This is a genomic window from Chloroflexota bacterium, from assembly GCA_015478725.1.
GTDB lineage: Bacteria > Chloroflexota > Limnocylindria > Limnocylindrales > CSP1-4 > C-114.
The window spans coordinates 1-14,864 of record JADMIG010000043.1 but is presented as its reverse complement, the minus strand read 5'-3'; the positions used below and the strand labels follow the sequence as shown (position 1 = coordinate 14,864).

Sequence of the window (14,864 nt, the reverse complement as noted above, 5' to 3'; positions counted from 1 at the left end):
GTCGATGCTGACCTGCTTGTAGCTACGCCAGGTGGCCGTGGGCATCGCTGTGCTCTAGGAGGTGTGTCTGGATCGGCGCCAGCTCGCCGTGCACGAGGTGGAATTCGCCGGGCGTGTTTGTGGCGATCGGGATGCCGTGTTGGGCGGATGCGCGGAGCGTGAAGGCGAGCGTGTGGCGGGATGTGCGGGTCGTCACCTTCTGGACGCCGAGGGTGGCGGCGTGGATCAGGCTGGCTCTCGTGAGGAGGATGAGGGCGCGGTGCGTCTGCTTGGGGCCGCCACCGGGTTTGATGATGCGCATCTCGCCGAAGAAGCCGGTGCGGGCGGTGGTGTTGCACTCGCAGCGGACGGTTGCGATGGGGTTGAGGTCGCCGTCGTAGACGAGTGCGTCGTAGGCGGCGGTGTTCTCGTCGTCGGTCGGGATGGCGCTGATCGTGGTGGTGAGGGGTTCAGACCACACGTTTCGTGTCGTCGCCCTGGTATGCGGCGGAGATCTCAGCCGCGCGCTTCGTCGATGTCGTATGCGCGCCCTGCACGAGGCCGCCGCCTGTGGCTGCCGCGACGATCGATACCACGGTCCACTGCAGTACGTCGGGTTGCGTCGCTCCAACGGCGCTGAGTGTGATTGTGCCGATGAGGGCGACGGCGGCGAGTGCAGCCAGGGCGTAGAACACCTGTAATGGTAGCGTTGTCATCTGCTGATCCTTTCCGTTGGCATGAGTTCGGCCAGGAGTTCCTGCATTGCTGTTCCGAATTCGCGTTCTTCGTTGTGGGTGAGTTTGAAGTTCACGGCGATCATGCGGGTCATGGTGCCTAGCATCTTTTCCAGGATGTCGGTGTTCTCTGGCTCGATGGCGAGGAGTTCGTGGATCCGCGCGCGGGCCAGGCGGATCTCCAGTCTTAGGCCGGTGTCGTCCAGATCCTTCGCTCGCCGGTAGGCGTTGCGCATGGCTGGGCTGAGGGCCGAGCTGTAGTAGCCGTGGCGCCTGGCGTTGCTGTTGCCTGGCTGCGCTCCGCGTTGTCGTTTGGGCATCCGCTCGGCTCCGGTCTATGTGCGGATTCTCTGGAGGGCCAGGGCGGCTGTGTTGTCTTTGTCTGGCTGCGCCTGTGTGGCGTTGATGTCGCTCACCGTTTCCAGGGCGCCGGCGCATAGCAGGACGGCTGCCGCGCGGTAGTCGCGCCGGCTCATCGCGTAGGCCAGTAGCTCCGTCGCGTTTGGGTCTCTGCGTCTCAGGATTCCGAGCATGGCGCATTCTATACGTCTCGGTCTGCCTTTTGCTTTTGTGTGAGGTGTTCGGCGTCGAGGGCGTCGATGGTTAATTTCGCCAGGGTCGTGCTCAATGCGTGGTTTGTCTGTCGCGCGTAGCGTTGCGCCGCGGTGATGAGGGTTTGTTTTTTGATGTCGGGTGGCGGCGGCGCGGTGAGGGTGCGCGCGATCGCGGTGAGGCGTCGCCGGCGGGTGTCCTGTTCTTCGTCGGCGGTGGTTGTCCGGGTCGTGAGTCGTTGGAGCCAGTTGCGCGCTGCGGTCTTCATGCTGCTCCCTCTGCGGGTGGGATCCCGAGTTGGTCGGTGATCCAGCGTTCTGCCTTCTCGTGTTCTGTCGCTCGTGCGCGTTCCGCGTCGCGCTTCAGTTGCTTGAGTTCCGCCTGTGCGGCTCGTGTGGCGCATGTCCGGCACCACATGCCGTCTGGCCATGCGATGCTTTCCTGCGTCGCGGTCTCTTGTCCGCAATGCGCGCATGGTTCGGTGAGGTCATGGGCGGCGTCGATGGCGGCGAGGCGTGCGCCGTATGTCCCGGTGAAGTATGAGCGTGTCGCTTTCTTGGCTTCGCTCCGCCGTTCGCGTGTGGTGTTGTTGAGGATCGCCCGGATGTATGGCCAGCCTTCGGCGCCGTAAATGGCGGCTCGTTTGTAGGCGGCGACCACCGCGTCGGCGCCGTGGGTGCGCGTGTATTCCGCGAGCTCGTCGGCGTCCCGCTTCCCTGGCGGAGCGCCGAACGTCGCCTCGTGCGCTTCCCAGGTTCTCCGTTCCTGTTCTCTCGCGTCGTCGTCTTGGTGGTTGTCTTGGTGGTTGATCTGTACGGATCTGGGTGTCGCTGGTGTCGCCCGGGGGGTGGTGGTGTTGTCGCCCTTCCTGGGCGTTGGTGTCGCGGGTGACGTTTGCGCGTCGGTGGTGATCTGGTAGGTGCGTGGTTTGTGTGTCCGGGCGTCTTCGCGTGCGGTGATCCGGGCGTAGCCGTTGTCGACGAGCTCGCGAAGCGCGCGCTGTACCGTGCGGGTGCTTGTGGCGCATTCCGCCGCGATTCGCGCGACGGATGGATAGGCGTTCGCTCCTGAGGGGTCTGCGTGGTCGGCGAGCTTGAGCAGGACCATTTTGGTTGTGCGGGTGAGGCCTCTTGCCCGCCAGACTTGCCGGGATGCTTCGATGCTCATCGTGGTACCTCGTTGTGTGCGTCCGCGCGGTTCGGCGCGGCGGTCGCCTTCTCGTGGCCGCGTCGCCGGCCCGCGCGGACGCGGGCCGTTCCCTTGGTCTTAGTTCTTCGTTCCTCCTTTCGCGTTCTTCTCCTTGCCGCTGGTCGGCGCTTTGGTCGCCGCCGCTTCGCCGGGTGTCTTCCTGGTGTCGCCCGGTTTCCGCCGTTTCATGTTGGCGCGGAGCGCTTCGTTCGCGCGGCGCGCGGATTCTCGTCGCGTCATTTGTTCACCTCCTCTCGTTCCCAGTTGGCGAGTGGGGTGAATCGCGCGTGCTTTTCGGCGAGGTCGGCTGTGACTAGGTGTAGGTAGATCAGTGTCGTCGCTACGTCGCTGTGTCCCAGGATGCGGCGTAGGCTTTCGAGGTCGCCCCCTGCGCGTAGGTAGAGCGTGGCGAATGTGTGGCGTAATGTGTGCGGCCCGATTGGCCGGCCGAGTGCTGCGTGTGTGGCGCGTTTGATGATTGTTTGTATGCCTGTGTTTGTGAGTGGTTGGCCGGCGGTGCGCCGGGCGCGTGAGATCCATAGGTGGTCGCCGTCGCCTATCCCTGTGAGTAATGCGGCGGCTGGTTGGCTCAGTGGCACGATTCGCGGCCCGGTCTTGCTGCGCCAGTCGTCCGGTGTGTGGTGTGATCCGCGTAGTCGCACTTCGTGGTGCGGGTCCTTGTCGAGGTCGGCGGTGATGTCGATGTCTGAGCGCCGTACGCCTGCGAGTTCGTGCAATCGCGCCCCGGTGTCGAGTGCGAATGCGATAATTGCGCGGTCGCGTCTGTCGGTGGTGCGTCTCAGTAATGCCACTACTTCGGTGCGTGTGAGGACCTTTGGCAGCGGCCGTGCCAGGCGTGTTCGCGTCAGGTCTTGGGCGGCGTCCGGCACGTGCAAGCGGCGGGCTGCCCAGGCGTAGAAGGCGTGTAGGTCGCGGTAATAGCCGTCGCGGGTGTGTGGCGCGACGTGCTGCGCCGCCAGGAATACCTCGAGGTCGAGTGCGGTTGCTGGCAGCGCCGGCGAGAATGCGGCCAGGCGGCGGAATGTCTCGCGGTAATGCTCGCGTGTTGAGTTCTTGATGTCGCGTGCTCGGAGGAACACTTCCGTTGCCTCGACGGTCTGTGAGGTGGCGGCGGCTGGCTGCGGCGCGAGCTGCTCCGGCCAGAATGCGAGTTGCCGTGGGGGCACGGTGTCTAGCCGTGTCCGCGGCTGTGGTTGATCTGGGGTGACAAGGGGTTCGGCTCCTCTCGCTCGCGCCGTTCGGGTTGGTTTAGCGAGCGGAGCTTAATGCTGTCGCGGGTCTAATGTCAACGGGGGCGCCTGCCGATGTTTACAGCGGCCGGGCCGACGGCCGGCGCCGGTTGCTAAACCAACGCGAGGCGCGGCGCAGGGAGGGCGTGCGGCGGTTCTCCGTCGATAGCCGGCGCCGGCCGCGCGGCCGGCCGCTGCTTGGTACCCCCGACAGGACTCGAACCTGTGCTTCCAGCTCCGGAGACTGGGGGTAACCGTGCGAGTCTGCGAGCTGGCCGGTCGTTGGTGCGTTCTCGTATGATCGGCTGCGACGCACGGCGCTTTGTGTTCTCCTGGCGTACCGTGGGTTGGTGTTGAGCGTGGATAGGCCCGGGTCGGTGGTTCCGCCCGGGCCTATCCGCTGTGTCTGGTGGTCTTGCTCCTGCGAGGTTGTTACGCCGCGGCTGCGTGTGTGCATGCGGCGGAGCAGTCGTGCTTCCAACCGCAGTAGGCGTCTCCCTGCTTCTTGGGGCAATAGAGGCCGCCGTTGAACTTCGACCATTTCGATGTCCCGTGCGTGGGGCATGTGGGCACGGGCTCCTCCTGGGTCGGGGCCGGCTTCGCGGTGGTGATGGGCGTGGGTTGCTGTCGTTGTGCCTGGGCGGCGGTGTGCCGCTCGTGCGCGACGGCTCGGTCGTTGGCTGCGATGCGCTCCGAGATTGTGGCGCCGACGCCGCCGAGTGCGGCCAGGGCGCGGCCGACGGCGGGATTGATTTCGCCTGCGGCGCGTAGGTTCTGCGCCCATTTGTCCGATGTCTCGGCGCGGACGTGCACCATGATGGACGTGGGCTCGCCGTTGGGATCGAGGCTGATGTCAATGCTGAACGGTTCGAATGCCACTTGGTGTTCTCCTGGTCTTAGCGCGCGTGCCTGGCGCGGTGTAGGTGGATTGCGCATGCGTCGCATATGGGCGCGTGTGGTGTTGTGCTATATGCGTGTGCCTCGATTCTCAATGGTGCTCCGCACCGGCTCTGACCGATGCCCGGGCGGCCGCCGCCCGGGATTGCGAGGTGGCGGATGGCGGCCGCGCGGGTCACTTTGCCGGGCCTAGGTCGCGGAGCATTTCGCGGATTTCCCATGCGTGCTCGATGTGGCGGCAGCGCCGGCACGTGGGCTGCTCGTACGGCCGGCCAGGGCGCTCCCGCTCCGCCGAGTGCGTGATGCCGCACGTGGTGCGCTTGCCGTGGCCGATGTTGCCCGGGTAGTAGTAGTGGGTCTTTGGGGTCTGCACTGGTGTTCTCCTCGGAGTGACGGCCGCCTGGCCGGGCCCGCGAAGCGGAAGAAAGAGGGCGTGCCCCCCGCCGCCGCACGACAGCCCGTTGGTGCGCCGGGCGCGGCAAGGTGTCAAGCGAATAGACCAAAAAGTTTGCGAAGCAAGGGCGGGCTTGACCGCCCGTAAGTTTTTGGGCCGCTTGACACCTTGCCGTGAGGCCGGGGCCCCTGCGGCGCCCCGCGCGGCGCATGGGTCGCGGCTGACCCGGTGCGACAATGGGCAGACGGGCGCCCGCGGGGGCGCTTTCCGCCGACCCGCGCGGCTTGTCCGCGCGGGTCTGACGCGCCGCCCGCGAAGGGCTGGGGGCGCCGTGGGTGCGGCGCAGCGCGGGTTCGACCGCGCGGACGGGGGGTGGGGGAAGGAGTGGGACGGCGGGGTTCCGCCGGTGGCGGATTATTTAGCTCTACGCCGTTCCGGTTCCCCGAGGTGAGTGGCGTTGGCTGGTGCGTGGTTGTGCCGCTCTGCGCCTGTAGTGCCGCCGCTCAACGACGCGGTGCTACATGGCGCCCCTTGGCGATGGCGGTTGTGCGAAGAACACGCGCACCGGTGAGGCCCGTGTTCTTAGTGTCCGATGGCGCGCCTTGGTGGGTTAATTGCTGCGGTGTGTGCGGTGAGTGCGAGAGATATCAGGTAGTCGTCGTTGCCGATGTTCTCTGGGACGTACATGTTGAGGGTCTTGTTGGGCCGTGTTTCTTTTCGGGCCTGTTCGAGTTCGTGCTTGCAGGTGCGCCACTCGTTGGACGCGTCGCTGGCGTAGAGGCGGATTGCGCCTGTGTTGACGGCGGCGATGAGCTCGAAGGCCAGTGCGCTCTTTGATGCCTGGGTGAATTTGAAGGCTTCGATTGCGCAGCGTGGTAATGAGGCGCGGAGCATGCCGGCGGTCGCCTCGCCGATGCCTGTGGCGTCGACTGTGAGCGCGCCGATGTTCCACAGCTGCGCGATCGCTGCGAGCTGGGGTATGGCTTCGGCGTGCTTCTGGCCGCGGGTGGCGTGGTGGTGCACGACTTCCGCTGGTGTGATGCCGGCTGCCCGTTGGGCGGCGTCTGGCGCCGCCAGGCGTGCGATGGTGAGGACCGTGCGGTCGTTGCGACGCGTGGCGCCGGTGTCCTCGCCGCCGAGGTCCAGTCCGGCGATGTAGCGATCGCCGATGACCGGGCTGGTGAGTGCGGTGTGTGGTCCCTGGAGCTGTGCGAGTTGTGCGCCGGTGAAGAGACGGCCCTCGCCGGCGAGTGGTATGAGGTCGTATTCCGTTGTGACCAGTGGATGGTCTGGGCCTAGGCGTGCCCGTTCCCCGGCGACGAATGCTGCGTATTGTTCGTTGTACAGGCTTACCTCGCGGGCGTTGTACAGGAAATTGCGGCGGATTCCGTCTGTGTGTTCCGCGTCGCGGTTGGCGGCGATCGTGGTTTGTAGCAGGTCGTCGTCTTGCCATGCTGTGCCGCAGAGTAGGGTTGTGGCGTTGGTTGTGGAGGCCATCGGCCGGAAGCGGCGTTGGTAGGTGTCGGTGGTCACGTCCTGGGCTTCGTCGACCTCGAGGAGGAGTGATGCGGTGGCGCCGGCGACGTTGGCCGATGGTTCTGCGCTGCGCATGTCGATCAGTGCTCGGCCGACGGACAGTTGTGGCCAGGCTGAGTGGTGTGGGATGCCGTCCGCGGTGAGGTAGTCGGCGAGGCGGTGGAAGGATGTGCGGAGTTGTGGTTCGAGGGTTGGTGCGGTCTTGACGATGGCGCCGCCGTTGTGGCGGTGTGCCGTGAGGAGGAGTGCTTCCAGGCGTGATTGCATCTCGTTCTTGCCGCCCTGGCGGGCGATCTCGACCACGAATGTTCGCCCGGCTCGGGTGCGGATGCTCTCGATGATGGCCTTGATGGGCGCGAGCTGGTAGGGGCGCAGCGTGGGCGGACGTGGGGTTCGCGTTGGCGGGGACGATTCCATGCTGCGCCGATTCTATTCGTTCCGACGGCCTGGCGCGTCGGGCGCGCGGAATGTAGCCCCCACGCAGAGTGCCCGCGGCCGCTCCCCCTGAATCGTGCGTGCGCTGGAGGTGCGTGGTTAGGGGGGGCGCCGTGCGCGCGGCGCTGCCTCGAGCTGAAGGATGGGAGCGGGCGTTGGGCGCGACCGCGCGCCCTGTGGGTGCCTGGTGGCTCCGCGCTGTCTCGCGGCGCGCGGCTGGGTGGGGGCGGTGTTAGCAGGTTAGAGCTTCACGAGCCGAGTGATGTAGCGCGCGCCTTGGCGCGTGCTACGAACGGGGTTAGCCGGTCCGCGGGGCGCCGTCGTTAGGTGAGGTGCGCCGCCGGCGGTTTGGCGGCTGTGGGTGTGTTGCGTGGCTGGATGCCTGCCATGCTCTCGGCTTCTTCGAGCCAGGCGGCGAATTCCGCTTGTGGGTCGTCGACGTCGAAGGCGGCGGACGCGCGCTTGCGGGTCCAGGCGCCGGTGTTCACGAGGACTGCTGTGTCGGCGATCTCGCGGCTGCGGTCGTTCGGGAGTACGTCGCCCCAGTCGATGCGTGTTGGGTGCGCTGCGGCTGCCGCGTCGAGCTGCGCGTATTTGCCGAGGAGGGCGAGGATCATGGCGTCGCGTTCGCGGAATGCGCGTTCGCGTATGATGCGCTTTCGCTGTGTTTTCTTGACCAGTGGGTCGAGCTCGACGTTGAGGGCGACGCCGGATAGGCCGCGGGTGTTGTCTCCGAATGCCGAGCGTGGTGATTCGCCCAGGTCGTGGAGTGTGCTGCGCACGAGCTGCGCGTAGTCGAGGACGACGCGTGCGCCGCCGCCTGACAGGAGGTCGAGGAGGTAGGCCTTGGATGCGGGTGGCAGCTCCCAGACTGCGCCGGGTGTGATGCCGATGTCGGTGGATTCGGTGATGCCTTCTAGCACGGTGATCGGTGCGCCGCTGAGCTCTGCGATGAGCGACAGCTGGGTCATGACGCGGTTCAGTTCCTGTGCCGCCTCGCGCAATGCGGGGATGTCGGATGTGCCCCAGGTGTCCTTCGGCTCTCGGATGTTCGGGTAGATGATGTAGGGGATGAAGCCGTACGGGTTGGGTGCGTCGGTCGTGAGTGTGCCGTCGACCCAGAGGCGGAATGCGTCGGTTGTCCACTCCTCGATGATCTCGGGTTCGCGTCGCGTCGACGTGATGTCGTAGAGGGTGGCGGCGTCGTCGGCTGGCAGCGTGTATCGCTGTGCGACGCGCCAGATTTCGGCTGTGTCGTCGGGTCTGCGCCATGCGTGTACGCCGGTGATGTCCGGCGCCGTGACGCGTACGCGTCCGGCGGTGGTGTCCCAGGTGACCTTGTATGCGGCGTCGCCGAGGACGGAGCAATCGAGTTCAGTATCGAAGTCGAGTGCGGGGAGTCCGTTCTGGTCCGCGACCTGTCGTAATGCTGTCATTGCTGCGTTTGCGGCGTTTATTGCGTGCGGCGTCTGGTCTTGCTCGTCGACGACCGAGTGCATGCCGTTCATGGTGTAGCTCGCGCTCTTGGTGATGAACGTGCGTACGTAGTTGTACGTCTGCTGGCGCCGGCCGCGGCGGTTGAGCGTCGCTTGGGTGGGTGTGAGGTTCCATTGGGCGCCGCGATAGAATTGCAGGTTCTCGTCGTAGCGGCGCCTGCGCGCTGAGTCGCGGTTGCGGAGTTTCTTCGGCAGGTCGTCGATCGGCGGCACGTGCCTACTTGCCGGTGATGCGCTGGCGGTGTTCGAGGCCGTATTGGATCTTGGCGTGTGCGCTCATCGCCGATGTGTCGGCTGGGTCGTCGCGTGTGGCTGCGCCGCCGGCGGGTACGGCGGGTGCGGCCGGTGGCGTCGGGGCCGGTGTGTTCGCTGGCGTGTGTGCTGCGACCGCGGCGTCGGCGATCGTTCGCGCGAGGGCCGCCGACGCGTCGACCGCGTCGAACGTGTCGCCGGTGATGGCTTCGGCTGGGATGTCGGGGTTGTGGCTGGCGATGGCGGCGCGGTACTTCGCGACGCCTTGCGCGAGCTGCTCCGCCGCTGCTTCGGCCGCGGCCGCTGCGCTGGCGGCGGCTGCGGCGTGCGCGTTCAGGGTGTCGAGCTGGTCGTCGTCGATCTCGGCCATGGTGTCGCTCCTGTCTCTGCTTCGACCCGTGCGCTTGGCTTACGCGGGGCGGATTCCGGTGGTCATGGCGCACTTGAGCGTGCCGAACATCGCGAGGGTGACGTAGGCCTTGACGCGCATGCGGGTCGCGTCCTTGGTCTCGAGTGTGCCGATGTCGTCGAGCTGGATGATCTCGCCGTTCGGCCCGGGGGTGTACGGCGCTGCGATGCCGCCGTTTTCCTCGCCGAGTGTGAGGGCGTAGATGCGTTCGCAGTCGGTCGATGTGCCGACGGTCTCGTTCGTCGGGATGTAGTCGCTGATCATGATCGGGATTCCGTTGTAGGTCTGGATGAAGCGCCCGAATGCTTGGCGTGTTTCGACCGATGCGCCGCTTGCGCGGAAGAGTTTGTTGATGCTGCGTCGCGCCCGTCTGCTCATGAGCAGGAGGTCGGGTGTGCCGCCCTTCACCTGGTCGATCAGTATGTCGAGGATGTCGAGTGTGAGTGTGGCGCCGTTCGCGCCGTTCGTCAGGGTTTGGCCGGAGACGATCAGGTTTTTGATGCCGGTTGGCTGGTTGGCTGCGCCGGAGCCGTTGATGATCTTGTCGTCCCACTCGCGGGCGAGCGCCTGGGCCTTGCCCATGATGACGGTGGCGCGGATGTCCTGGATGTTGCTTCGGCTCGTCTGGATGTATTTGTCGACGTCGGCGTCGCCGCCGACGATCGCGAGCTGCGTTGTGATCTGTGTGTAGGTCGGTACGTCTTCCGTCCAGACGTCGCCGACGGCGCGCCACGCGACGGTCGCGGCTGCGTTTTCGCGGTTGTATGTGAGTGCGTTTCCCTGCATCTCGAAGTATGGGAGGACGCCGGAGATGTCGGATGTGTTGATGATGCTTTCGTAGACGCCCTGGAGGACTACGTCGTTGCTGAGTTTTGCCGCCTCGGCGAGTGAGAGTGCGCCGAATTCGCCTGTAATGTCGCCGAGCGCGGGCCATTGGCGTCCTGCGCGGATCGCGCCGGCGATCGCCGGCAACGCGGGCGCGATGACGATGAGCGCGATGATGGCGATCGTTGCGTACAGCACGTCGATTCCTTTCGCTGTGGCGTGCGCGGTGCGCTAGCCGTCGCCGGGATTCTACGTGTGGGTGCGTGATGGTGTCTAGGGGTTGAGCTTTTGGGCGATCGCGATGATTGTCTGTGGGATTCTCGGAACCCATTGATCGCGCGTGTCGCCGCAGCAGACCGTTGGGTTCTGTGCGTCGGCGGCGTCGTGGTGCGAGATGACCGCCAGCATGCGACGGGCGTACGTCCAGGCTGCGATCGACGCCATCGCCGCGACGAGCTGCGTCCCGAGCGGTGGTAGTGTCTTGCCCATGAATAAGCCGGCGCTGCAATGGCCGATCGTGAGGTGGTTACGGTTGGCGACGCTGGCGCGCTGGGTCTCGTAGCTTCCCACCAGGTAGAGCCTGCCGGACGGAAAGCCGTATGTGTGGTAGCCGATGCCGCCCCATCCGTTGGTGAATCGGTGGAGGCGCCATACCGTGTCCATCCGTTGCATCTCTGCGTCGAAGTCGTCGCCTGGTAGGGGGTCGTCGGGGTAGAACGCGGCGTCGTGGTGCTGGCTGACGAACTGGAGTAGGGCGGGATCGCGCGGCGCCATGGTGCGTCCCACTTGTACGGTTGGGAAGTCGTTTCGCACGTCGATCAGCCGCATTCCGCCGTAGGTCACCACCGGTCGCCCGTGGTCGGTTGCGGCCTGCTCGCTGAGGGCGTTTACGTATGCGGCGGTCATCGTCTGGGTCATTCTGTGAGTTCCCATGCTGTGCCGATGCAGGCGAACGCGAGCGCGAATGCGGCGATGCCGGTGGCGCTGGTCGCGCCGGCGTAAATCCAGTAGGTGATTGCGATGGTGTTGATGGCGGCTAGGGCGATGGCTGCGCGGCGGATGTTCTCTCGTGTCATGTGTACACCGCTATGATCACCGCGTCTGTGGGGTTGGTAGGCTCGAACAATAGCACCGCGACCTTGCGGCCGACAACCATCTCGGCGGATGGGATGCCGCGTGATGTGGCGATGTTGCGTAGCCACAGTGTTAGGGATCCTGTGAGTTGCACGGTGGCGGTCCAGGTGGTGCTGTCCCAGGCCTTGATGATGCCGGTGTGGGTTTCGCTTGCTTGTGTGGTCATGTGGCGGCCTCGTTCCTTTCGTCGCCGGCGTTTGGCTCCTTCGCAGCTCGTCGAGGTGGCTGCTGGATCGTCGGTCTGTCCGTCGCCTGGTCGTGGCTGTGCGTACGCGGGTTGCGTGCCGGTGCGGCCGCAGTCGCAGATCCAGGCGCCGGCGGAGAGCGTGTGTAGTGTGAGGCCGTGGATTGCGCATTGGCGCGCTGACTGGGTGGTCATACGGCGCCGAGGGTGAGGAGCTGGTCGTAGACGCCGGCGAGCTGGTCGTAGCGCCAGCGGATCTGGCGGATGCGGCGGAGGACGGGCGTCGGTTGGACCAGGGGGTCTGTGATGTCGACGACGTCGAGGAGCTCGAGGCCGCAGGCGGGCGGCGCCAGCAGCTGCCCGCCGGGTTGGTCGAGCTGTGTGGTGCGGAGATGAGCTGCGGCCGTGGCGGCGGCCGCGGCGCCCGTCGAGCTGGTGACGTCTCGGATCAGTTCACGGGTGCCGATGTAGGCCTGGGCGTTGGTGAAGTCGATCGCCTCTCCGTAGGCGGCGGCGCCGACGGCGGCGGCCTGTGACGCCGGCGTGACGACCTGGTCTAGCTGCGCCTCGTAGGTCGGGTGGTCGGTGCCGAAGGTGTAGACGGAGGCGTCGCCGGCGAGTGGCTCGCGCAGGCGGGCTGTGGCGCTCGTCGACATGAAGACGCGGTCTGCGACGAAGGCGAGTGCCTGTTGGAGGGCGGTCCGGGCTGAGGTCTGCGGCGCCACGGTGAAGGCCGGTTTGACTGATGAGAGGCGGCTGCTTGCGCCGGCGGTGGAGAGTGAGATGCCGGCGCGGGCGAAGAGGCGGGTGAGGATCGTGGTGTAGGAGTCGATGCCGGCCTGGTGGAAGATGCCGGTGCGCTGGCGGTCGCGTGCGAGCTGGTCCCAGCCTCCGGTGAGTTGGAGGCGGATGACGGAGACGCCGCCGGTGCGGCGATAGCCGATGCGGGAGATCTGGAGGTCGGCCATGCGTGAGGTGACGCCGGCGCCGGCGATCAGGTAACCCCAGCTGACCTTGACCAGGTTGGCGAGTTGAAGCGGCGGCGGCGGTCCGGCGAATGCGCCGTCGGTGTTGTCGATGTCGATGTAGCCGTGGATGTCGCCGGTGGCGGGGCCGCCGGTGACCTCGGTGATCTCCGTCTTGATCACGCGGGTGGTGAGTGAGAGTGACGCCAGGGCGCGGGGCGCCGAGGCGACAAGGTCTGTCGCCGACTCGTAGACGTAGTTGGGTGCGACTGCCAGGGCGAGGCCCTCGGCGCCGGCGTAATCGACGGGCGCCGGCGTGCGCCAGGCGAACGGGCCGGCGGGCCAGAAGAGGCCGCTGATCAGGTTGGAGCGCCAGGTGCGGGTCGTGCCGCCGGTGAAGGCGTCGGCCTCGACGAAGCGCATCCGGTACTGGTCGGAGTAGGCGACGGATGGCGCCTTGTAGGTGACCTGGGCGTCGGACTCTGCCTGCTGCTGGGCGACGTAGGTGCCCCAAGTGTTGGCCGCCTGGTCGACGCCGTCGCCGAAGATCGTAGTCCAGACCGTCGGTTTCATTGTCGATGCCTCGACGCCGGTGACGACGGCGTTCCAATCGAAGACGTAGGTGAGGGCGACGCCGTTGACCGAGCTCGGTGTCGTGCCGTGCTGGATGGCGGCGTTGAAGGTGCCGGTGCCCGGGCGGCGCGCCGCCCAGAGTTTGGCTGACTCGGCGTAGGCGATCGCCAGGGTGCCGGTGTTGTCCTTGTAGGCGACTGCGAGGTCGCTGATCGCCGATGCGGCGGTGAGGACGGCGGTCTCGGCGCCGAAGGTGGCGCCGCTGTCGGTGCTCTCGACGTAGACGATTGAGGTGTCGCCGCTGAGTGTGTAGACGATGATCACGCGGGTGTTGATGGCGGCGCAGGCGATCTGTGTGCCCTTGCCGGTCTGGAGGTTGGTCCAGATCGAGTTGATCGAGGACTGGGGCGACGCGGAACGCGACGCCTTTACCGTGCCGGACTCGATGCGGACGCGGGTCAGTGATCCGTCGGCGGCGGCCGCGGCGTCGTGGCGGGTGATCGTGTTGGCGGTGTTGTTGAGCTGGCTGAAGTCGAGGCGGACGATGTTGCTGATGCGGTTCTCGACGACGACGTCGACGTAGGGCTGGGAGCTGGCCGCCTTCTGGGCGGCGAGGAGGGCCGGTGTGATGGTCCGCAACGTCTGATCCTCTTGGTGTCAGTACTTGACGCGCTGCTGCTCGAACACGGACGGCGGGTCTTGGGTCGAGTAGAGCTGGCGCTGGCGTACCGTGTTGATGCGGCCGAGGCGGGCGATGTCCTGGCGGAACTGGCGCAGGCGCTCGTCGGCGAAGGCCTTGTAGCGGCCCCAGACGTCGGCGGAGCCGATGTTCAGGCGGTTGGTCGCGTAGGAGGTCCAGTCGAGTGCGGCGTAGCCGGCGGCGCCCTCCGTGATCAGCTCGTCGTGGTGGGGTGGGATCGTGCTCGAGCTCGAGTCGAGCGTGTGCGGCTTGAGCCAGTAGATGGCGACGTTGTCGGGCGCCGTAGGCGCGTTGACCAGGTCCATGGTGATCGTCGTCTGCCATTGTGACCAGGCGACGCGCGCCGGCGGGAACTGGCCCGTGGGCCACTCGACGGCTTCGATGCTGATCAGGCCGGCGAGTGAGGCCACCGAGAGGTCGCGTGAGCCGGCCGTGGCGGCTAGGGTGCTCTTTTGCTCGAGTGGTGCGGCGATCGAGTACTCGCGGACGGTGCGTGTGATGTGGCGGGTGAGCGAGCTGTCCGTCCAGCGGTAGGCGCTGGCGTCTTCGTCGTGGAGGTCTTTGCGGACGTTCGTGATGATCTCGGAGATGTTGGCGGCCATGGTGGAGCTCCTGTTTAGCGGCTGGGGCGAGCTGGTCGGGCGGGCGCCGCGGGCGCGCCGGCGCTGGCGGGGCGTGAGGGCGCCGTCAGGCGGTCTGATGGTAGCGGTATCGGGTCTTGCTGGTCGATCGTCGACGCGGCGCCGTAGGTGAGCGTCAGCGCCGGCCGCAGGGCGTCCGTGCTGAGCTTGTACGAGGCGAAGATGGCGCTGGTGGCGGGGTTCTCGTTGAGGGCCGCCAGGCGGAGGTGGACGCGGTTCTGGCGGTTCTGGTAGGCGTCCTGGACGAAGGGCAGGAGGCCGGGGGCGGTGTAGGCGCCGAGTGCTGTGGGTCCGTAGGCGGTGAGGTCTGCGGGTGGGGTGCTGATATCGCCGCCCGGGCTGGTCCAGGAGAGGCGAGCTGGTGGTGGTGTGGCGTCGTACCAGCTCCAGGTGGCGCCGTAGGGGTTGTTGGTGTCGTGGCCGCGGTAGTCGTCGCGGCTGATGCGCTGGATGAGGAAGGGCCAGCCGCTGGCGCCGGTGATCTCGCTGATCTCGAGGAGGAGGTCGGCGCTGACGAGTGGTGCGGCGGGTGTCGGTGGCGTGCCCTCGTCGGGCGTGGCGGCGAGGTTGAAGGAGAAAAGTGCGCGTGAGCGCTGGTTCTTGGTCGTGCCGCTGTTGACGACGCCGACGTAGATCTGGGCGATGGCGACCTCCCCGAGGACGCCGTCGATGCTGACCTGCTTGTAGCTACGCCAGGTGGCCGTGGGCATCGCTGTGCTC

19 protein-coding genes are annotated in these 14,864 nt (G+C 66.6%); all 19 read right to left on the bottom strand.

The features are described 5' to 3' along the window. Positions 1-22 precede the first annotated feature (22 nt). Complete coding sequence (locus IVW53_14680; protein MBF6606811.1) at positions 23-460, bottom strand: hypothetical protein; 438 nt, start codon at positions 458-460, stop codon at positions 23-25. After that, positions 450-674 carry a hypothetical protein gene (locus IVW53_14675; GenBank protein MBF6606810.1) on the bottom strand — a complete coding sequence of 75 codons (225 nt, stop codon included), beginning with the start codon at positions 672-674 and terminating at the stop codon, positions 450-452. The genes IVW53_14680 and IVW53_14675 overlap by 11 nt, the downstream gene beginning before the upstream one ends. A 17-nt stretch (positions 675-691) precedes the next feature. Beyond that, complete coding sequence (locus IVW53_14670; GenBank protein MBF6606809.1) at positions 692-1,033, bottom strand: hypothetical protein; 342 nt, start codon at positions 1,031-1,033, stop codon at positions 692-694. A 221-nt stretch (positions 1,034-1,254) separates the two neighbouring features. Further along, positions 1,255-1,533: a hypothetical protein gene (locus tag IVW53_14665; GenBank protein MBF6606808.1), complete on the bottom strand. Its 279-nt coding sequence runs from the start codon at positions 1,531-1,533 to the stop codon at positions 1,255-1,257. After that, positions 1,530-2,432: a helix-turn-helix domain-containing protein gene (locus IVW53_14660; GenBank protein MBF6606807.1), complete on the bottom strand. Its 903-nt coding sequence runs from the start codon at positions 2,430-2,432 to the stop codon at positions 1,530-1,532. Before IVW53_14660 ends, IVW53_14665 begins: the two co-directional genes overlap by 4 nt. Before the next feature lie 99 nt (positions 2,433-2,531). After that, on the bottom strand, positions 2,532-2,693 hold the full coding sequence (locus IVW53_14655; protein ID MBF6606806.1) for a hypothetical protein: 162 nt from the start codon (positions 2,691-2,693) through the stop codon (positions 2,532-2,534). Continuing rightward, positions 2,690-3,640, bottom strand: a complete 951-nt coding sequence (locus IVW53_14650; protein MBF6606805.1) for a tyrosine-type recombinase/integrase — start codon at positions 3,638-3,640, stop codon at positions 2,690-2,692. The genes IVW53_14655 and IVW53_14650 overlap by 4 nt, the downstream gene beginning before the upstream one ends. A gap of 495 nt (positions 3,641-4,135) precedes the next feature. Beyond that, complete coding sequence (locus tag IVW53_14645) at positions 4,136-4,582, bottom strand: hypothetical protein (protein MBF6606804.1); 447 nt, start codon at positions 4,580-4,582, stop codon at positions 4,136-4,138. A 193-nt stretch (positions 4,583-4,775) separates the two neighbouring features. Next, on the bottom strand, positions 4,776-4,973 hold the full coding sequence (locus IVW53_14640) for a hypothetical protein (protein ID MBF6606803.1): 198 nt from the start codon (positions 4,971-4,973) through the stop codon (positions 4,776-4,778). Positions 4,974-5,576: 603 nt separating this feature from the next. Beyond that, positions 5,577-6,947, bottom strand: coding sequence for a hypothetical protein (locus IVW53_14635; protein MBF6606802.1), 1,371 nt, complete (start codon positions 6,945-6,947; stop codon positions 5,577-5,579). Positions 6,948-7,288: 341 nt separating this feature from the next. Then, positions 7,289-8,674 carry a phage portal protein gene (locus IVW53_14630; protein ID MBF6606801.1) on the bottom strand — a complete coding sequence of 462 codons (1,386 nt, stop codon included), beginning with the start codon at positions 8,672-8,674 and terminating at the stop codon, positions 7,289-7,291. A 4-nt stretch (positions 8,675-8,678) separates the two neighbouring features. Next, positions 8,679-9,083 carry a hypothetical protein gene (locus IVW53_14625; GenBank protein ID MBF6606800.1) on the bottom strand — a complete coding sequence of 135 codons (405 nt, stop codon included), beginning with the start codon at positions 9,081-9,083 and terminating at the stop codon, positions 8,679-8,681. 39 nt (positions 9,084-9,122) lie between these two features. Then, entirely contained in the window at positions 9,123-10,145 is a 1,023-nt protein-coding gene (locus IVW53_14620) for a phage major capsid protein (protein MBF6606799.1), read from the bottom strand. Positions 10,146-10,220: 75 nt separating this feature from the next. Then, positions 10,221-10,865, bottom strand: a complete 645-nt coding sequence (locus IVW53_14615) for a hypothetical protein (protein ID MBF6606798.1) — start codon at positions 10,863-10,865, stop codon at positions 10,221-10,223. Next, positions 10,862-11,023 carry a hypothetical protein gene (locus IVW53_14610; protein ID MBF6606797.1) on the bottom strand — a complete coding sequence of 54 codons (162 nt, stop codon included), beginning with the start codon at positions 11,021-11,023 and terminating at the stop codon, positions 10,862-10,864. Before IVW53_14610 ends, IVW53_14615 begins: the two co-directional genes overlap by 4 nt. Then, a complete protein-coding gene (locus IVW53_14605; protein ID MBF6606796.1) occupies positions 11,020-11,247 on the bottom strand; it encodes a hypothetical protein in 228 nt (75 codons plus the stop codon). The genes IVW53_14610 and IVW53_14605 overlap by 4 nt, the downstream gene beginning before the upstream one ends. A 209-nt stretch (positions 11,248-11,456) precedes the next feature. Continuing rightward, positions 11,457-13,442 (bottom strand): hypothetical protein, encoded by a 1,986-nt coding sequence (locus IVW53_14600; GenBank protein MBF6606795.1) that lies wholly within the window; start codon positions 13,440-13,442, stop codon positions 11,457-11,459. 18 nt (positions 13,443-13,460) lie between these two features. Then, positions 13,461-14,105: a hypothetical protein gene (locus IVW53_14595; protein MBF6606794.1), complete on the bottom strand. Its 645-nt coding sequence runs from the start codon at positions 14,103-14,105 to the stop codon at positions 13,461-13,463. Positions 14,106-14,119: 14 nt separating this feature from the next. Next, the gene (locus IVW53_14590) at positions 14,120-14,854 is read right to left on the bottom strand and encodes a hypothetical protein (protein MBF6606793.1); all 735 of its coding nucleotides are present in this window, start codon (positions 14,852-14,854) and stop codon (positions 14,120-14,122) included. Between the last annotated feature and the right edge of the window lie 10 nt (positions 14,855-14,864).